Genomic DNA, 19175 nt, shown 5'->3' on the forward strand with positions numbered 1-19175 from the left:
AAACGCCTCAGCGATTTACAGCCGGACCAGGGCATCGCTGACAGCCCTCAGTCATTTAGAAAGCAACTTTATTGCTTCTGCATAAAAAAATTACTGGGGATCCCTCAGCCCACGGGGAGAGGGAGAAAACATTAAAAAAGGCAACTTTCGTTGCCTTTTTGCTTTTACCTTGGTCCCGCACTCACCAGCGCAGCACCCGCCGGGGTGTCGGTATACTTCTCGAAGTTTTCGATAAACAGTTTCGCCAGCGATTCTGCCTTCTCACGCCACTGTTCCGGTGAACCATAGGTGTTACGCGGATCGAGGATACGCGTATCCACGCCAGGCAGCTCTGTTGGGATCGCCAGATTGAACATCGGCAGCGTAAAGGTCTCGGCGTTATCCAATGAACCATCCAGAATCGCGTCGATGATGGCGCGGGTATCTTTGATGGAGATACGTTTGCCCGTCCCGTTCCAGCCGGTGTTCACCAGGTACGCCTGTGCGCCGGATGCCTGCATGCGTTTCACCAGCACTTCCGCGTACTGCGTCGGGTGCAGCGACAGGAACGCCGCGCCGAAGCAGGCGGAGAAGGTTGGGGTTGGCTCGGTCACACCGCGCTCGGTACCCGCCAGTTTAGCGGTAAAGCCAGAGAGGAAGTGGTACTGCGTCTGGCTGGCGGTCAGGCGGGAAACTGGCGGCAACACGCCGAACGCATCCGCGGTCAGGAAAATCACCTTCGTGGCATGACCCGCCTTCGACACCGGCTTCACGATGTTGTCGATGTGGTAAATCGGGTAAGACACGCGGGTGTTTTCGGTTTTGGACGCATCGTCGAAGTCGACAGAGCCATCGGCACGCACGGTGACGTTTTCCAGCAGCGCATCGCGGCGAATCGCGTGGTAGATATCCGGCTCTGCCTCTTCAGACAGGCGAATGGTTTTCGCGTAGCAGCCGCCTTCAAAGTTAAACACACCGTCGTCGTCCCAGCCGTGCTCGTCGTCGCCAATCAGACGACGTTTTGGATCGGTGGACAGAGTTGTTTTACCGGTGCCGGAAAGACCGAAGAATACTGCCACGTCACCTTTTTCACCGACGTTCGCCGAGCAGTGCATGGAGGCGATACCGCGCAGCGGGAGCAGGTAGTTCATGACCGAGAACATCCCTTTCTTCATTTCGCCGCCGTACCAGGTACCGCCGATCAGCTGGATACGCTCGGTCAGGTTGAAGGCGATGAAGTTTTCGGAGTTCAGACCCTGCTCTTTCCACTGCGGGTTGATGCATTTCGCGCCGTTCATCACGATAAAGTCAGGGGTGAAGTTTTGCAGTTCTTCATCGGTCGGACGAATGAACATGTTCTTCACGAAATGCGCCTGCCAGGCCACTTCAGTGATAAACCGAACGGAGAGACGGGTGTCGGCGTTAGCGCCGCAGAAAGCATCGACGATGAACAGACGCTTGCCGGAAAGCTGATGGGTGACGAGCCCTTTCAGATGCTGCCAGGTTTCAGGAGAGAGCGGTTTGTTATCGTTCTTCCCTTTGCCTTTATCGGCCCACCACAGCGTATCGCGGGTGGTATCATCTCGGACGATGTATTTATCTTTCGGCGAACGGCCGGTAAAAATACCGGTATCGACGGCGATAGCACCAAGATTCGTCAACACACCTCGCTCGTACCCTTCCAGTGCCGGATTGAGCTCTTCCTGATACAGCGTATCGTAATCGGGGTTGTAGACCACTTCCTGGACGTCGTGAATACCATAAGCCTTGAGATCTTGCGGGGTTAAACCATTAACACGCATATCACTGCTCCTTAGCCAATATGTACTGCCTGAAATTGTAGGGTTTTTCTGGGGATGTTAACCGCGACGGGGCTCATAGATTTACGTATCTGGTCAAAACCCTTACTAACGGAAAACGCTGCGACTCCAGTCACAGGGCGGGCAGATTATCGCAGGAATCGCTTTTTGGTTGGGGAAAATGTTCTTAAAAGGTTAATCTCTGGTGAATTTATCCAGAAGAATGTGAATGTAATCGCATACATGAAAGAAAATTACGTAAGAGTTACATTGGGAAAACGATTCAGGTCTCTTGGGTCAGCTATTTTCAGAGTTTGGTAATGACAACCATGTTGTCTCTTGCCATGACGTCATTCAGAAAGCCATTTTTGTGGCTGTCACTCGGGATGATCGGCGCGGCAGTCGCGGGTATGGGCGGCTGGCTTAAGTGGAGCGTTGCAGGACTCGAAAGCTGGAATCTCAGAGATGAGATGCTCGTTTTCGGCTTTCATCTGCTGCTGATGACGCTGTTCGTGTTGCCATGGCTTCAGCGGCGTCTGGATCCCGTCCCGACTACCTCGTTCTACAGCGACTTTTATCAACGAAACTGGCATAACGCGCTGACGCTGCTCATTATTTTTGTTTCGAATGGTCTCTTTTGGCTGGTGCTTTTCCTCTGGGCCGAGCTTTTCGAACTTATCGGCATCGGCTTTTTTGATCGGCTTTTCTTTCATTCTGACGGATTTATTTCAGTGGCGATTGGCGTGGTTTCAGCCAGTGCGGCCGTGCTCACGCGCATGCAGGTAAGGTTAATCCTTGCCCTGCAAAATCTGCTGACCCTCATCGCCACCGGTCTGCTTCCCCTGATGGCGGCGCTGGCGCTGCTCTTTATTGGCGCGTTGCCTTTTGTCGGCTTTGAATCCATTTCAGCCAGAATATCCGCCGCGGGCTTGCTGACCACCTTAGCGCTGCTGCTGTTATTCCTGGTGACGATAGTGTGGCATCCACAGCGTCAAACGCTGCCTTACTATGCCCCGTTGCGAGGGATGATTCGCCTTGCTGTGGCTATCGTACCCGCGTATCCGGTTCTGGCGGGGTGGGCGCTGTGGCTACGCATTTCGCAATACGGCTGGTCACCCGAGCGTCTGTACGGGGTATTGATAACCATCGTGGCGCTGGTCTGGGCGGTCGGTTTTTGCGCCAGCGTTCTGATTCAGCGCCGTGAACCGCAGAAGATCCATGCGTACGTCATACCGGCGACCGGGCTGCTTTCCCTCATCTTCCTGGCGTTGATCCATACCCCCGTGCTGGATCCGTGGCGAATAAGCGTTGCAAGCCATATGGCCCGCTATCAGGACGGCAGAATAACGGCGGATCAAGTCAGCCTGTATATGCTCAGTAACGCTGGACGAAAGGGGCGGGAGGCAATGCTCACGCTGCAAAACGATCCGCAGTTTATCTCTAACCCAAAACGCCAGCGTGAAATAAATGGTCTTCTCTCCAGGAACGCTGGCGGAGCAGGTAAGATGACCGCCGCGATGCTGGAAAAACAGGTCCAGCTCGCACCGGGAATGGCTCGTCCTGATAAGGCATTGTGGCAAGCCATGCTCAGCAATCAGTATCGCTTTGAGAGCTGCGATAGCGCCCAGAGTAACTGTTTACTCATGCCGCTGGATCTTAACGGCGACGGCAAGCCTGAAGCCGTGCTATTTCAATTTACCGATCGCACGATCGTGGCTTACACACAAACCAACACGGGCTGGAGGATCGCCGGGGACGCGTGGAAAATGCCGGAGGCATTGACCAGAGAAGAACTTGACCGCGCATTAAGGCAGAGGAAAGTGAAATCTGTCGTGAAGCCCTGGGCGGATATTGAGATTTTTGGGGAGCGTGTCGATATGAGCTACGACAGTTACAATAATGCGCAGCGGCGTTAGTGCTCTTTCTTGCCGGGTGGCGCTACGCTTACCCGGCCTACAATTAGCAATCATATCAAAAAATTGCACAATTCATTGTAGGCCCGTGCAAGCGTAGCGCCGCCGGGCAAAACTCACAAACCTTAATGGACCTGCGGATCCGCCGGAGAGGCGTTATTGCGGATCTCCGCGATATCCATCGAATTGAACACGTAGTGCGTACCACAGTAGTCACAGTGCATATCGATTTCACCGTCTTCCACCATGATGCTGTCGATCTCTTCATCCGGCAGCGTTTTCAGGGCGCCAGCACAACGCTCGCGGGAGCAGGTGCACTTAAATTCCACCGCCTGCGGATCGTAAACCGTCACTTCTTCTTCGTGGTAGAGACGCCACAGCACGTCGGTCGCCGACAGGGTGAACAGCTCTTCCGCTTTGATGGTTTCCGTCAGCGTTGCCAGATGCTCGAAATCATTGGTCTGCGCATCCTGCGCAGGCAGAACCTGAAGCAGCATACCACCGGCAGCAGGCTGGCCATCCACTTCACCGGTGCGGATGAACAGACGGGTTGGCAGCTGTTCGGAACGCATGAAGTAATCTTCCAGGCAGGCGGCAAGCGTATCGCCTTCGAGACCGACAACGCCCTGATAGCGCTCACCTTCTTCAGGCGAAATCGTGATGACCAGGTAGCCGTTACCGACCAGCGTTTTCAGATCCGCATTTTCAGGGATATCGCCCTGAACGCGCGCCACGCCGCGCATCTGCTGCTGGTTATTGCCGTTGATCACCGCCAGCGACATTGGGCCATCGCCCTGCAACTGGACGGTAATATCGCCAGCAAACTTCAGCGTGGCGGTCAGCAGGCTGGTGGCAACCAGCAGTTCGCCCAACAGGGTTTTTACCGGCAGCGGGTAGTTGTGGTTTTCCAGAATCTGTTTCCAGGTTTCGGATACGGTGACCAGCTCGCCGCGCACGGCGAATTGTTCAAACAGATAGCGGTGTAATTGGTCGTGTTGGGCCATTTTCATCTCTCATGCAGGTGAGGGTTACTCGCTCTCACCGTGTTTAAATTTCATCAGATCGCGGCGTTCTTTTTTATCCGGTCGCCGGTCCGGGTGAGGCATCGTCAGCGCGTTCATTTTGCGCGCCAGCGCGGTTTTCTCGCGCTTCTCTATGCTTTCGGCCGTCTCTTCATACAGCAAAACGGCTTCGGTTGCGGGCCGCCGCTGTTCGGTAATGGCTTTCACCACCACCGTTTTCTCATCGTTGCCCTGGCGAAGCGTTAACGTGGCATTCAGTTCAACCAGCTTGCTCGGTTTGCTGCGCTGACCGTTGTAATGCACCTTTCCGCCGTCAACCATTTCACGGGCAAGGGCGCGCGTTTTGTAAAAACGGGCGGCCCACAGCCATTTATCCAGTCTTACCCCATCAGAGGGTTTTTCTTTCATGGCGTCTCCTTCACGGTGAGTGAGGGGATCATCCGGCGATAGTCGTTCAGCCCCGGATGTCGCAGATAGCTTTTTTCAGCCAGGCCGGAATCAGGATTGGTCACGCCCAGGCAATAGCGAATGCCAAATGCGGCCGCAGAATCCAGAATCGGCTCGCTGTCGTCAATGAACAGCGTGCGTTCCGGCTGTAAACCGGTCTCTTCCACCACGGCATGCCACAACCGCTGATCCTCTTTCGGATAACCAAATGTGTGGGTGGAAAGCAATAAATCAAGGTGCGAAGCAAGACCGGTATGTTCCAGCTTCACGGCCAGGTTATGGGGATGCGCATTTGTCAGCAAAATACGGCGCTTACCGCAGGCTTTCAGCGCGTCCAGGAACGGGACCGTATCTTCGCGCAGTACGGCGCGTGCGCCCTGGGCGGTGGTCATGGCGCAAATATCCAGACCGAGTCGCTCGCTCCAGTAGTCAAGACAGTACCAGTTTAGCGTATGCTGCACCGCGCTATATTGCGAACGAATGAATTCCTGCGCTTCCGCCGGGGAGATCCCCTGCTGTTCACCGTACGTTTCCGGAACCAGCTTTTGCCAGAAATAGTTATCAAAGGCGAGATCAAGCAGCGTGCCGTCCATATCAAGCAGGACGGTATCGACCGCCTGCCAGTCGATATTAAGATGCATAAGGGGGAACTCCAGCCAGAAGAAACGTGCGCGACAGGGTAGCACAACTTGTCGCGCAGGGACGTTAACCGATCAGGCTCTCAGAAGAGGAGATCAGTTTCGGGTTTAGGCAATTTTCGTAGTAGGCCTGGATTTCTGCCAGTCGCGTGCGGGAGCGCTGATAGCGGCGTACGGCCTGATAACCGTTCCAGACAATACACGCCAGCATCGCAATCAGCAGCAGGGATGTCCCTACATAGCGCCACAGGCCAGCGCTATCCGGCATACGGTGCAGGCCAATATGACGCGTGCCGTTGGCGTCGGTAAAGAGGGTGGTGACGATCCCTTCCGCGCTGAATGGCGTCTGCATCAGCATCTGCGCCAGACGCTGGAATTCGCTCCACTGCTCCTGGGCTGGATAGTCATACAGCGAAACCTGCGGATAGGGTTGATCCACCAGGTCGCTGCCTTCATCGCTGGCAATCACAAAACCGCCAGGCGCCGGGCTGTTAAGCGCCTGGGCGGCACGGGTGGTTTCACGCATCACGAAGGGGGCGGTAGAGGTCGCCACCAGGTTATCCAGCGACTCGGCGCTGACCGGACGCAGAAGCACATTCACACCATCGAGGCGTCCCGCTTCGGCGCGTTTCACCAGCGCGTCCCAGTCTTTGCTGTTGCCGAGGTTGACCAGCGCGTTCTTCAGCCGGATACAGTCATCCTGAGCTGAGCAGAGATCTTCTGTTTTCAGGACGATTTCGCCAAAGTCATCCAGCAGCACCATGCCGGACTTCTGAATGGCCGAACGCAGGGCAGGGCTGACGCGAGAATCATCATCCGGTTTTGGATGGAGCTGGCGATTAATCGTCTGGGTGAGCGCGGTGGCCTTATTGACCACATCCGATTCCGGAAGCGGCAGCGGAGAGGCGTCATTCCAGATGATCTGAGAGCAGTCGAACGGCGCGAACGGCGAGTTCTGGCGCGTGTTCCAGGCGCCCGGTGAGTGGATATTACACATCCCGGTGCCTTTCAGCCGCAACGTATCCCCCACGCGTACACCCGCTTCTTCGAGCTGCTGTACGCTGGTGGCTTCCACGGTTTGCGCCCCTTTGATCCATGACAGGGTAAATTTAATCGGCATATCCAGCGGCACGAAAAGCAGCAGCATGAGGAAGATTAACGCGGCGCCACCGGCAATCACCGCGCTGCGAAGCCAGTGCTGAAGCGGGAAGTTTTTTACTTCGTCGTGCAGGGATAAGTAACGTCCCTGGCGTACAACGTGGCGGTCGAGATAGATATCAATATCCGTTTTGTGGCCCAGGTCCTGCGCAATCCACGGCTGCCAGTGGCGCGGATAGATAAGATCGATGATCCCGAGCGAGATATTGTTGATATGTTCCTGATCGTTCTCGCCGAACAGTCCCCAGCGTTTTGGGGTTCCGCGCAGGCAGTGAATTTCGCGTAATGACGTTTTTGCCGGCGGGGCAAATATGCCCCACAGCCCGGCGGCCAGAAGCAGTACTGCGCCGCCCGCGAGCCACGGAACAAACACGTCCGGCGTCAGCAGGCAGATGAAAAAGAGCAGGAACGAGACGACAATCAGCACCGCTTCGCGAATGCCATCCGGGCGGCTCAGGACGTACTCTTCATGCGTTTCCTGGCGGATGTTGAGCAGTTCAATCTGCTCTGTCTCTTCACCACGAATAGAGGCCTGCGTTCCGCTTGCGCGTTCCAGCGCAAAGCGTGGCGCTTCCTGAACATATTCGCTCAGAGTATGACCATTAAGGGAGATAACCAGCGGCAGCGTATCGGTATGGATGAGCTCGACGCTGTTTTCGTCGTTGATATACTGCTCCCAGAAGGGAGGCAGGTGCACTTCAACAGAGTCGAGATAGTAACGCCATTTGTTGGGATCGTCGGTTGTGATGCCGTAGCGGGTAATAGAGCGCGTTACGCACAGAACGGTGTCGCTTTGGGCGTTAAGGTTGAGCGATACGGGGGCGGCGCTGGCGCCGGTAGGGCCAGGCGAAAGCCGGGATCGGTTCAGCGTGTCGAGATACTGCTCAACGGTGCTGCGTTCCTCTGGCGAAAGCTTGCGCGTGTTTGCCCCGGCAAACGCGTTCAAAAAGGGCAGCCGATAACGGCGATGTACGCGGCGCCTGAATACCCACACCGCAATCGACGCGCAGGCCAGCACAGCAGCGAGAAAAATCAAAATGGTGCTCATGCTTTCCCCATCTTACTTATCTTCTTACAGGTGTTGTCAGTCGCACCTTTTGTACAATGAATGAGATTCTGTGGTCGGCTATCGGCAAGTATGGAGTCTAACTTGAGCATGTTGACGCGCATCCCAGTGACCGGTAATGATAACAAAGCCTGTTCCGGCGCGATATCAGCAAATTCCTGGAAACTTTTCAACCTCTTGACATTTGTTTTGAAATGAGAATTGCCTACAGTTACGTTGCATAAATGTAAATAAAGAGCAATTGACATTGCCGAAACCGTGCGGCGTATCGCACAATAAAGCCAGTTCACCCAGCAAAGACCCGTCAAGATGACCAAACCCTTACAAAAGCCCACCATTCTGAATGTTGAAACCGTCGCAAAATCGCGTCTGTTTAATGTTGAAAGCGTGGATCTGGAGTTCAGCAACGGTGTGCGTCGTGTTTATGAGCGTATGCGCCCCTCCTCGCGTGAAGCGGTGATGATAGTGCCTATCGTCGACGAGCACCTGATCCTCATTCGTGAATACGCTGTGGGCACAGAATCCTACGAGCTGGGCTTCTCCAAAGGACTGATCGATCCGGGCGAAACGGTGTTTGAAGCGGCAAACCGGGAGCTGAAAGAAGAGGTCGGCTTTGGCGCGAAAGAGCTGACGTTCCTGAAAAAGCTGAGCATGGCGCCGTCCTATTTCTCCAGCAAAATGAACATTGTTGTCGCGGAAGATCTCTATCCTGAATCGCTGGAAGGAGACGAGCCGGAACCGCTGCCGCAGGTTCGCTGGCCGCTGGCTCATCTGATGGATTTGCTGGAAGATCCTGACTTTAACGAGGCACGCAACGTGAGCGCACTGTTCCTGGTGCGGGAGTGGCTGAAGGGGCAGGGGCGTTTGTAGCGCCACCATTAAAAACGGCAACCGATGGTTGCCGTTTTGCATTACGCTGTAGGCCGGGACAGGCGTCGCCACCGCCCGGCTTTTTTGTTGGCGTCAGAACAGTTCGTGCGTTTCGCCGTTATCAATGATTTCGGTACCCACCTCATGCACCGCCTGCGTGGTTGGCTGCGTACCCTCGATGAAATACTCGGCACGGCTGTTGCCGCCATTCGCGAGCTGTCCGGTGCTGCGGTCAATATTGATCGTGACAATGCCCGGCGGAGGCGTTAGCGGCTGCTCCGGCACGCCCTCGAGAGCGGCCTTCATGTAAGCATCCCAGGCCGGTTGCGCACTCTTAGCCCCACCCTCGTAACCGGAAATCTGATCTTTAATCGCGCCAGAAGCGGTTGTGCGCCCCAGAGTGCGGCGGTGATCGTCAAAACCAATCCAGACCGAGGTGACAACGCCCGGGCCATAACCTGAGAACCAGGCATCTTTTGAGCTGTTGGTTGTGCCTGTTTTGCCGCCGATGTCGCGGCGTTGCAAATCGCGGCCCGCTCGCCAGCCGGTGCCTTGCCAGCCCGGTTCGCCAAAGATGTTGGTGTTCAGCGCGCTCTTAATCAGGAACGACAGCGGCGTGCTGATCACGTGCGGAGCATACTCCTGCGCGCCACTCTGGGCGACCAGCGCCTGATTGGCCTGTTCCAGCTGAGGCTGCGGCACCGCCAGATTCTGACGTTCCTGAGAGATGGCAACATCTTCCATATCCTTGTTTTCAAGGACATTGGATTTTGGCGTGTCGCCGTAAATCACCGGAATATCGCATTCAGGGCAGGCAATTTTCGGCTTCGCTTCAAACAGTACGCCGCCCTGATCGTTCTCGATTTTGCTGATGAAATACGGATCGACCAGGAAGCCGCCGTTTGCCATTACCGAGTAGCCACGCGCGACCTGGAGCGGCGTGAAGGACGCGGAGCCGAGCGCCAAAGATTCGGTATGAACGATGTTTTGCGCCGGGAAGCCGAAGCGTTGCAGATACTCTGCCGCATAATCAACGCCCATCGCACGCATCGCGCGAACCATGACCACGTTCTTCGACTGGCCAAGGCCCTGACGCAGACGGATAGGGCCAGCGTATTGCGCCGGAGAGTTCTTCGGCTGCCAGTCAGAGCCCGCACCGGCATCCCATCGGGAAATTGGCACGTCGTTGAGAATGCTGGCGAGCGTTAGCCCCTTGTCCATCGCCGCGGTATACAGGAACGGTTTGATGTTCGAACCGACCTGACGCAGCGCCTGGGTTGCGCGGTTAAATTTGCTCTGGTTGAAATCGAACCCGCCAACCAGCGCCATCACGGCACCGTTCTGCGGATTGATGGAGACCAGGGCAGAGTTGACGTCCGGCACCTGTGCCAGCCACCAGGCATCGCCTACCTGACGCACCCAGATTTGTTGTCCGGTTTGTACCACATCCGTCACTTTACGTGGAGTAGGCCCCTGAAGGGTGTCAGAACGGTACGGACGCGCCCAGCGGATACCCTCCATTCGCAGCGAAACGGATGTACCATCGGCCATCATCGCCACCGCTTCCTGCGGATCGGCCTGGGTGACCACCGCCGGACGCAGCGGGCCATAGGTCGGCAGCGCTTTCAGGGAATCAGTGATTTTTTTGCTGTCCCATGCGCCTTCGCCCACTCTCCACAGCACGTTGGACGGGCCGCGATAGCCGTGACGCATATCGTAATCCATCACGTTATTACGCACCGCCTGCTGGGCAGCCTGCTGCACCTTGCGGGTCACGGTGGTGTAAACGCGATAGCCGTCTTCATATGCTTTGTCGCCGTAGCGGCGCACCATCTCCTGGCGAACCATTTCCGTCAGATACGGCGATGAGAAAGCAATTTCCGGTGCATGGTAATTGGCATCAATCACATCGCTGCGTGCCCGATCGTACTCATCCTGGCTGATGTAGCCTTCGCTCAACATACGCGATAGCACAACGTTACGGCGCGCGGTGGCGCGGTCCAGCGAGTAGAGCGGGTTAAACGTTGATGGCGCTTTTGGCAGGCCGGCAATGGTCGCCATTTCGCTCAGCGTGAGCTGATCGATCGACTTACCGAAATAGACCTGAGCCGCAGCCCCTACGCCATAGGCGCGGTAGCCCAGATAGATCTTGTTGAGGTAAAGCTCAAGGATCTCCTCTTTGCTCAGCAGTTGCTCAATGCGGATCGCGAGGAATACTTCTTTGATCTTACGTATCAGCGTCTTTTCCGGGCTGAGGAAGAAGTTACGCGCCAGCTGCTGGGTAATGGTACTTGCCCCCTGAGAGGCATGACCGGAGAACAGCGCCACGCTTGCCGCACGGAAAATACCGACCGGATCGACACCGTGGTGCTCGTAAAAACGGCTGTCCTCGGTGGCGATAAAAGCCTTCACCATCACGGGTGGAATTTGATTTAAGGTCAGTGGGATACGACGTTTCTCGCCGTATTGCGCCATCAGTTCACCATCGGCGCTATAGACCTGCATAGGGATCTGAAGCCGCACATCACGAAGTGTGGCGACATCAGGGAGTTGCGGCTCGACATATTTGTACAAACCAATAATCGAGCCTGCTCCCAGCAGAATGCAACAGACTGCAAGGATCAATAAATACTTTACGAACTTCACCGGAGATTTCCCATTTGGTTTAGCCTGGGCAGTTTCTAAACAATCGCGCGGTAGTATAAAGGCAAGCCTGATTCATTGATATAGCCGTCACTCCGACGGGCGATAAGGAGATCGTGAAGTATGGCTTTTAAAACGTGGCAAACAGGCGTTCATATTCAACAGGATAAGGTGATTGCCGTGGCGCTGACCAGAGAGCGGGCCGGCTGGCGTTTACGGCGCTGGTGGGCGGTGCCGCTGTCGGACGGGGTTATGGGTGAAGGCAAAATACTTAAGCCAGAACAACTGGTTAACGCATTACGTGGCTGGCGGAAAACATTGCCGCACTCGCATCGGGTATTTCTCTCATTTCCGGCAACGCGCGTTCTGCAACGCGCGTTGCCCCGTCCATCCGTTAACTTGCGTGACAGCGAACAGCTCACCTGGGTAGGCGCCGCATTAGCGCGTGAGCTGGAGATGCCTCCCGATACGCTCTGCTTTGACTACGCGCAGGATACGTTCAGCAACACTTTTCAGGTTACCGCCGCGCAAAACAGAGAGGTCGATACCCTGTTGTCGCTGGCGAAAGCGCTGCGTTTGCGCCTGGCCGCAATCGTCCCGGATGCCGGCGCACTGGCTAATCTTCTCTCTGCTGTTGCCCCCGTCCGGTGCGTAGCCTGGAGGGATAAAGACCAGTGGCTGTGGGCGATGCGTCACCAGTGGGGGCGGCGCTACACCACAGAAGCGGCGACGGTGAATGAGCTGGCGGCGTTGCTTGCGCTTTCTCCTTCTGATATCGCCGTGTTTGATGCTGCCCGCGATCCGTGGGAAGCGGTGACGCTGTGTCAGCCGCCGTTGCCAGAATGTGGTGCTGATTACACCGTCGCCCTGGCGCTGGCCATGAGCGAGGCGCCGTAATGAGCATGCCCAATCTTTTACCCTGGCGTCGGCAGCAACGTAATCAGCGCCTGCGTTTTTGGGGGCTGCTGTTTACCGCCTCATTGTTGGTGATGCTGGCGGGAGGCGTCAGCCTTCGGGCGACGCAGACTCTCGCGTCACAGGCGTTGCAGAGCGATCTGGCGGGAACGCGTGCGGTGCAGAAGGTATTGAAAGCCCGTCAGCCGCAGTCTGCGGGGCTGGAACCCCCTTCGCAGCCGCCCGAGACGGTGGCATGGCAACCCGCGCTTGAATCCCTTGCCAGTGCAATGCCCCGGCAGGCGTGGCTGACGGCGCTGCGTTATCAGCCACCCTCGCTGATCCTGACGGGCTATACCACCTCACTCCCGACGCTCTCTGCCATGACCGATGCGCTGAAAAGGGTGACGGGGTTTAACCCCGGACCGGCAGGCGAATTGCAACAGGATAGCCAGGGGCGATGGATGTTCTCTTTTCAACTGCATAGCCGGAGGTAGCCAGTGGGCATCTGGTATCAACGCTGGACAGATGCACGTCCTTCCCGGCGCGTCCTTTGCTGGTTGATCGCGTCGGGGATCGTTGCGTTTGCGATTTGGGGAGCGCTGCTCAGACCCGCTGCTCTGTGCTACGCCGATATTCAGGTGCAGGCCAGCAGTGCGAAGCGAATCAACGCCTCGCTGTGGCCGAAGGCCGGGCGGCGACCTGTGGTTACGCAAGTGAAGCCGGTGCAGCCCTTTTCTCCGCTGGCATTTCAGCGTGAGGACGCAAGGCTGGTGTACTGGAAACCGCAGCAGAGTGGGGGAGAGCTGGCGCTGGATGCCTTGTGGGGCGCAGTTCCGGCGCTCTTTTCCCGGCTGGCGCTTGAGAACGTGCGGGTGAGCGCGTTTTCCATCACCCCACAGGGAAAACAGCTATGCCTTAGCCTGCAACTGGAGATCGGTCATGCGCAGTAAAACCCGTTTGCTGATCCTGCTTTCTCCGCTTTTCCTGACCGGGATGCGGGATCCCTTCTCCGTGCCGGAAGAGCGTTGCGCAGCAGGGCAACTCAGCCAGTGGCGGTATCAGGGAGTCGTCAGCGGCAGCAGGGATATCGGCCTTATGCAGGACGGGCAGAACCGCTGGCACCGGGTAAAAACGCAGATGCGGTTACCGCCAGGCTGGCGTGTGAGTGCGATAGATACACAACAACTAACCGTTGATGTCGGCGAGATGTGCGAGCCGAAACGATGGACATGGCAGCGAGAAGGAACGAAAAAAAGTGAAGATATGGATAGGGCTGTTACTGGCGGCACTCAGCCAGCCCCTGTGGGCCGCGACGCCAAAACCGGTCACCCTGCTGGTGGATGATGTCCCGGTGGTGCAGGTATTACAGGCGATGGTAGCGCAGGAGGATCGCAATCTGGTGGTGTCGCCGGATGTCAGCGGTTCGCTTTCGCTGAATCTAACGCGGGTGCCCTGGAGGCAGGCGCTTCAGACGGTAGTGAACAGTGCCGGGCTGGTATTGCGGGAAGAGGGCGGCATTTTTTATGTGCATACGGCGGCCTGGCAGCGGGAGCAACAGACGCGTAAAGCGCAGGAGCGGGCCCAGCGTCTGCTCGACGCTCCGCTGCTCTCTCACAGCATTCCGTTTGCTTATGCGGATGCGGCCGAATTGCAAAAAGCGGCGGAAAAGCTCTTAAGCCCGAAAGGCAGTCTCGCCGTCGACAAGCGCACCAACCGTCTCCTGGTCAGGGATAACAAGTCGGTGGTGGATATGCTCCAGCGCTGGGCAGCGCAGATGGATCTGCCCGTCGAGCAGGTAGAACTGGCGGCGCAGATTGTGACCATTAGTGAAAAAAGCCTGCGTGAACTGGGGGTGAAATGGAACCTCGCTGACGCAACGGAGGCCGGTAAGGTGGGTCAGGTCACGACGTTGGGCGCTGACCTGTCGGTGGCCAGTGCAACCACACACGTTGGGTTTAATATCGGGCGCATCAACGGCAGGATGCTGGATCTTGAGTTGTCGGCGCTTGAGCAAAAGCAGCAGGTGGATATCATCGCCAGCCCGCGGCTACTGGCGTCGCACATGCAGCCGGCCAGCATCAAGCAGGGCAGCGAAATCCCGTATCAGGTTTCCAGCGGCGAAAGCGGGGCGACCTCCGTTGAGTTTAAAGAGGCGGTATTAGGCATGGAGGTCACGCCGGTGGTGCTTCCGGGCGGCCGCGTTCGTCTGAAGCTGCATATCAGTGAAAATATGCCTGGCCAGGTGCTGCAACAGGCGGACGGCGAAACGCTGGCGATTGATAAGCAGGAGATCGAAACGCAGGTAGAGGTAAAAAGTGGGGAAACGCTCGCGCTGGGCGGGATCTTTTCGCAAAAGAATAAAACCGGACGCGACAGCGTGCCCGTGCTGGGCAACATTCCGTGGCTGGGTCAGTTGTTCCGCCATGACGGAAAAGATAACGAACGGAGCGAGTTAGTGGTGTTTATCACGCCACGTCTGGTCAGTATTCATTAATGGGTAACGATCCCCGCAATGATTTTGCATTCAGTTTGTTGCAGATGTTTGACGTGGGGCATGAATTAGCATACAAGGAGTACCGATTTGAGTTGGACTTACGTCTTATTTCCTTATGCGCCGGGAACGGTGATTTAATCAGTTGCCAAACAAGCCGGAGTATTGAGATAATTTTTCGTCTGACTCTCGCTCTATTGCAAATGAGGTTTCAGTTCATGTCCTGCTACGCCGGGTGTCTGCGCAGCGGGGATTACCATTAACGAATAGTCTTAGTAGTACCGAAAAAATGGCAGAGAAACGCAATATCTTTCTGGTTGGGCCTATGGGTGCCGGCAAAAGCACTATTGGGCGTCAGTTAGCTCAACAACTCAATATGGAATTTTACGATTCTGATCAAGAGATTGAGAAACGAACCGGAGCGGATGTGGGCTGGGTCTTCGACGTAGAAGGCGAAGAAGGTTTCCGTGACCGAGAAGAAAAAGTGATCAACGAACTCACGGAAAAACAGGGCATTGTGCTGGCAACAGGCGGCGGCTCTGTAAAATCTCGCGAAACCCGCAACCGTCTCTCCGCCCGTGGCGTAGTGGTCTATCTTGAGACGACCATCGAAAAACAGCTGGCACGCACGCAGCGTGATAAAAAGCGCCCGTTGTTGCAGGTTGAAACACCGCCACGTGAAGTTCTGGAAGCTTTGGCCGATGAACGCAATCCTCTGTACGAAGAGATTGCTGATGTGACCATTCGTACTGACGATCAAAGCGCTAAAGTGGTTGCAAACCAGATTATTCATATGCTGGAAAGCAACTGATTCTGGCTTTATATACACTCGCCTGCGGGTAAAAGCATTTAAGGTGGATGTCGCGTCATGGAGAGGATTACAGTTACTCTCGGGGAACGTAGTTACCCTATCACCATCGCGGCTGGTTTGTTTAACGATCCAGCTTCCTTCTTACCACTGAAAGCGGGTGATCAGGCGATGCTGGTCACCAACGAGACGCTGGCTCCGCTTTATCTCGACCGTGTACGCCACCTGCTTGAGCAGGCGGGCGTGAAGGTCGACAGTGTGATTCTGCCCGATGGCGAGCAGTACAAAAGCCTGACGGTACTGGATACCGTCTTTACCGCACTTCTGCAAAAACCGCACGGTCGTGATACAACACTGCTTGCCCTGGGCGGCGGCGTTGTGGGCGATCTGACCGGTTTTGCAGCCGCCAGCTACCAGCGCGGTGTGCGCTTTATTCAAATTCCAACCACGTTGCTCTCACAGGTCGATTCTTCTGTGGGCGGTAAAACGGCGGTTAACCATCCGCTCGGCAAAAACATGATTGGCGCGTTCTACCAGCCTGCATCGGTGGTGGTGGATCTCGACTGTCTGCAAACCTTGCCAGCGCGCGAACTGGCGTCCGGCCTTGCAGAAGTGATCAAATACGGCATTATTCTTGACGGTGAGTTCTTCACCTGGCTGGAAGAGAATATGGATGCGCTGCTGCGCCTCGATGGGCAGACAATGGCCTACTGTATTCGCCGGTGCTGTGAGCTGAAAGCAGAAGTCGTTGCCGCAGATGAGCGTGAAACCGGCTTACGTGCTTTACTGAATCTGGGGCATACGTTTGGTCATGCGATCGAAGCCGAAATGGGCTACGGTAACTGGCTTCACGGTGAAGCTGTCGCTGCCGGAATGGTCATGGCGGCCCGTGCCTCTGAACGTCTGGGGCAGTTCAGGCCGGAAGAGACAGCACGTATCATCACGTTGCTTAAACGTGCTGGCTTGCCGGTGAGTGGTCCGCAGGAAATGTCTGCGCAAGTGTACCTTCCCCACATGATGCGCGATAAAAAAGTATTGGCAGGTGAGATGCGTCTGGTACTCCCGCTTGCAATAGGGAAAAGTGAAGTGCGCGGCGGAGTGCCGCACGAAGTCGTACTTGGCGCTATTGCTGATTGTCAGCAGGCGTAACAACTAGAAAGGTCAGGCTGCTGTAACAGGTGGTCGTTTTAGCTTCAGGTAAATGCAGAGTCGTTGGCAGAAGCCTTTGAGTGGGGTGTTAAATGGATGAATTCAAACCAGAAGACGAGCTGAAACCCGATCCCAGCGATCGTCGTACTGGTCGTTCTCGTCAATCTTCAGAACGTGATAACGAGCCGCAGATCAACTTTGACGATGTCGATCTGGATGCAGACGATCGTCGCCCTTCGCGTAGCCGTAACGCGCGAAATGAGCGTGAAGACGAGGAGTATGAATCCGAAGAAGAGTTAATGGATGAACAGCCTGTTGAACGTCGTCCGCGCAAACGTAAAAAAGCGGTAGCGGCAAAACCGGCCTCCCGTCAGTACATCATGATGGGCCTTGGCGTTCTGGTTCTGGTATTGCTGATTGTCGGCATTGGTTCCGCGCTAAAAGCACCTTCTACCCATTCTACCGAGCAGACAGCGTCTGCCGAGAAGAGCATCGACCTGTCTGGTAACGATGCGAGCAACCAGGCGAATGGCGCTCAGCCAGCGCCGGGCACCACTTCCGCAGAGCAGACCGCAGGTAACACCAGCGCCGGTCAGGATATCTCTCTGCCGCCCGTCTCTGCGACCCCAACTCAGGGCCAGGCGCCTGTTACGCCGGAGGGCCAGCAGCGTGTTGAAGTTCAGGGCGATCTGAATAACGCGCTGACGCAGCCGCAGAATCAGGAGCAGGTTAACGCTGCCGTGGTGAACTCCACGCTGCCTACTGAACCTGCCACCGTTGCGCCAGTTCATGGCAGCAATGCCCAGCAGCAAACGGCGGCAACGGAAACCAAACCGCGCCAGACGCCGACTGCGCCGCGTCAGGAGCGTAAGCAGGCTGTGATTGAGCCGAAGCGTGAGACGAAACCGCAGACCGTGGCAAAAGCGCCAGAAACGAAAGCGCCAGCGCAGACAAAACCTGCGGTGAGCCAACCGGTTAAAGCGCCAACGCCTGCGGCAACCGCTGCACCTAAAGCAACGGCGACCACAACCGCGCCTGCTGCAACTGCGGCACCGGCTGCTACGCCAACCGCTAGCGCATCCAGCACCGCGGCAGGTAAAACGACGGGTAACGTGGGTTCTCTGAAATCCGCATCATCCAGCAACTACACGTTGCAGCTGAGCAGTTCGTCTAACTACGACAACCTCAACGCCTGGGCGAAGAAATCGAATCTGAAAAACTATGTGGTTTATCAGACGACCCGTAACGGACAGCCTTGGTACGTTCTGGTAAGCGGAGTTTATGCCTCAAAAGATGAAGCAAAACGAGCCGTCTCCACGCTGCCTGCCGATGTGCAGGCGAAAAACCCGTGGGCGAAGCCAATTCATCAGGTGCAGGCCGATCTGAAGTAATGTTTAAAGCGCAGGATGCTGTCGGAGCTTTCTCCACAGCCGGAGAAGGTGTAATCAGTTAGTCAGCATGAAAAAAAATCGCGCTTTTCTTAAATGGGCAGGGGGGAAATACCCCCTGCTCGACGATATTAAAAAGCACCTGCCGAAAGGCGAGTGTCTTATCGAGCCCTTCGTGGGTGCTGGATCGGTATTCCTGAATACCGATTTTTCTCGTTATATCCTGGCGGATATCAACAGCGACCTTATCAGCCTCTATAACATCGTCAAACTGCGTACCGATGAGTATGTGGAAGAGGCGCGGAAGCTGTTTACGCCAGAGAACAACAACCCGGACATTTACTATCAGTTCCGCGCTGAGTTTAATCAGAGCCAGGACCCGTTCCGTCGCGCGCTGTTGTTTCTTTATCTCAACCGCCATGGCTACAACGGTCTGTGCCGGTATAATCTGCGTGGCGAGTTTAACGTGCCGTTTGGCCGCTATAAGCGTCCCTATTTCCCGCAGGACGAGCTGTATCACTTTGCTGAAAAAGCGCAGAATGCCGAGTTCTACTGTCTCTCCTATGAAGAGTGCATGGAGCTGGCGGGCGTAAACTCGGTGGTCTACTGCGACCCGCCTTACGCGCCGCTGTCTGCCACGGCAAATTTCACCGCCTACCACACCAACAGCTTCAGCCCGGCCGAGCAGGCGCGTCTGGCTGAGATGGCGGAAAAGCTGGTCAGCAAAAGAATTCCGGTGTTAATTTCGAATCACGACACGCCTGATACGCGCGAATGGTACAAAGCCGCGAAGCATTTTCAGGTAAAAGTGCGGCGTAGCATTAGTAGCAATGGCGGCACACGTAAAAAGGTGGACGAACTTCTGGCGCTTTATCGACCCTGAGCCTTTGCCCGCCGGTAAACACAT

General features: G+C 55.9%; 17 protein-coding genes. 11 read left to right on the forward strand and 6 right to left on the reverse strand.

Annotation, left to right across the window (positions count from 1 at the left end; all coding sequences use genetic code 11):
* Positions 1-164 precede the first annotated feature (164 nt).
* Positions 165-1781 carry a phosphoenolpyruvate carboxykinase (ATP) gene (gene pckA / locus INF86_RS19825; protein ID WP_108367946.1) on the reverse strand — a complete coding sequence of 539 codons (1617 nt, stop codon included), beginning with the start codon at positions 1779-1781 and terminating at the stop codon, positions 165-167.
* A 317-nt stretch (positions 1782-2098) separates the two neighbouring features.
* Between pckA and INF86_RS19830 the strand changes: the two genes are divergently transcribed.
* Positions 2099-3694 carry a DUF4153 domain-containing protein gene (locus tag INF86_RS19830; RefSeq protein WP_193543853.1) on the forward strand — a complete coding sequence of 532 codons (1596 nt, stop codon included), beginning with the start codon at positions 2099-2101 and terminating at the stop codon, positions 3692-3694.
* Positions 3695-3816: 122 nt separating this feature from the next.
* Here the strand turns inward: INF86_RS19830 and hslO are convergent, their stop codons facing one another.
* From hslO to INF86_RS19850, 4 genes are all read right to left on the reverse strand, one after another.
* Positions 3817-4701: an Hsp33 family molecular chaperone HslO gene (gene hslO, locus INF86_RS19835; protein WP_162268585.1), complete on the reverse strand. Its 885-nt coding sequence runs from the start codon at positions 4699-4701 to the stop codon at positions 3817-3819.
* Positions 4702-4719: 18 nt separating this feature from the next.
* Positions 4720-5121, reverse strand: coding sequence for a ribosome-associated heat shock protein Hsp15 (gene hslR / locus INF86_RS19840; RefSeq protein ID WP_003861618.1), 402 nt, complete (start codon positions 5119-5121; stop codon positions 4720-4722).
* Complete coding sequence (yrfG, locus tag INF86_RS19845; RefSeq protein WP_003861619.1) at positions 5118-5801, reverse strand: GMP/IMP nucleotidase; 684 nt, start codon at positions 5799-5801, stop codon at positions 5118-5120. Before yrfG ends, hslR begins: the two co-directional genes overlap by 4 nt.
* Positions 5802-5865: 64 nt before the next feature.
* The gene (locus INF86_RS19850; protein ID WP_058677380.1) at positions 5866-8004 is read right to left on the reverse strand and encodes an intracellular growth attenuator family protein; all 2139 of its coding nucleotides are present in this window, start codon (positions 8002-8004) and stop codon (positions 5866-5868) included.
* Positions 8005-8331: 327 nt separating this feature from the next.
* On the opposite strand from INF86_RS19850, the gene nudE reads away from it, so the two are divergent.
* A complete protein-coding gene (nudE, locus tag INF86_RS19855; protein WP_003861622.1) occupies positions 8332-8892 on the forward strand; it encodes an ADP compounds hydrolase NudE in 561 nt (186 codons plus the stop codon).
* A gap of 93 nt (positions 8893-8985) precedes the next feature.
* On the opposite strand, the gene mrcA is transcribed toward nudE, so the two are convergent.
* The gene (mrcA, locus tag INF86_RS19860) at positions 8986-11538 is read right to left on the reverse strand and encodes a peptidoglycan glycosyltransferase/peptidoglycan DD-transpeptidase MrcA (protein ID WP_193543854.1); all 2553 of its coding nucleotides are present in this window, start codon (positions 11536-11538) and stop codon (positions 8986-8988) included.
* A 120-nt stretch (positions 11539-11658) separates the two neighbouring features.
* Here mrcA and pilM point away from each other — a divergent pair, with 120 nt between their 5' ends.
* From pilM to dam, 9 genes are all read left to right on the forward strand, one after another.
* Positions 11659-12432, forward strand: a complete 774-nt coding sequence (gene pilM / locus INF86_RS19865) for a pilus assembly protein PilM (protein ID WP_032626799.1) — start codon at positions 11659-11661, stop codon at positions 12430-12432.
* Positions 12432-12926, forward strand: coding sequence for a PilN domain-containing protein (locus INF86_RS19870; protein WP_022649625.1), 495 nt, complete (start codon positions 12432-12434; stop codon positions 12924-12926). The genes pilM and INF86_RS19870 overlap by 1 nt, the downstream gene beginning before the upstream one ends.
* 3 nt (positions 12927-12929) lie before the next feature.
* Positions 12930-13382 carry a DNA utilization protein HofO gene (locus INF86_RS19875; RefSeq protein ID WP_193543855.1) on the forward strand — a complete coding sequence of 151 codons (453 nt, stop codon included), beginning with the start codon at positions 12930-12932 and terminating at the stop codon, positions 13380-13382.
* Positions 13372-13776 carry a HofP DNA utilization family protein gene (locus INF86_RS19880; RefSeq protein WP_032621951.1) on the forward strand — a complete coding sequence of 135 codons (405 nt, stop codon included), beginning with the start codon at positions 13372-13374 and terminating at the stop codon, positions 13774-13776. Before INF86_RS19875 ends, INF86_RS19880 begins: the two co-directional genes overlap by 11 nt.
* Complete coding sequence (hofQ, locus tag INF86_RS19885) at positions 13688-14926, forward strand: DNA uptake porin HofQ (protein ID WP_193543856.1); 1239 nt, start codon at positions 13688-13690, stop codon at positions 14924-14926. The genes INF86_RS19880 and hofQ overlap by 89 nt, the downstream gene beginning before the upstream one ends.
* A 286-nt stretch (positions 14927-15212) precedes the next feature.
* On the forward strand, positions 15213-15734 hold the full coding sequence (aroK, locus tag INF86_RS19890) for a shikimate kinase AroK (RefSeq protein WP_003861630.1): 522 nt from the start codon (positions 15213-15215) through the stop codon (positions 15732-15734).
* A 57-nt stretch (positions 15735-15791) separates the two neighbouring features.
* Entirely contained in the window at positions 15792-16880 is a 1089-nt protein-coding gene (gene aroB / locus INF86_RS19895; RefSeq protein WP_193543857.1) for a 3-dehydroquinate synthase, read from the forward strand.
* A gap of 92 nt (positions 16881-16972) precedes the next feature.
* Positions 16973-18271 carry a cell division protein DamX gene (damX, locus tag INF86_RS19900; RefSeq protein WP_046620338.1) on the forward strand — a complete coding sequence of 433 codons (1299 nt, stop codon included), beginning with the start codon at positions 16973-16975 and terminating at the stop codon, positions 18269-18271.
* A gap of 67 nt (positions 18272-18338) precedes the next feature.
* Positions 18339-19151, forward strand: a complete 813-nt coding sequence (gene dam, locus INF86_RS19905) for an adenine-specific DNA-methyltransferase (RefSeq protein ID WP_022649620.1) — start codon at positions 18339-18341, stop codon at positions 19149-19151.
* Positions 19152-19175: the final 24 nt, after the last annotated feature.

The sequence above is a fragment of the Enterobacter cloacae complex sp. I1M genome (genome assembly GCF_014982425.1).
GTDB lineage: Bacteria > Pseudomonadota > Gammaproteobacteria > Enterobacterales > Enterobacteriaceae > Enterobacter > Enterobacter intestinihominis.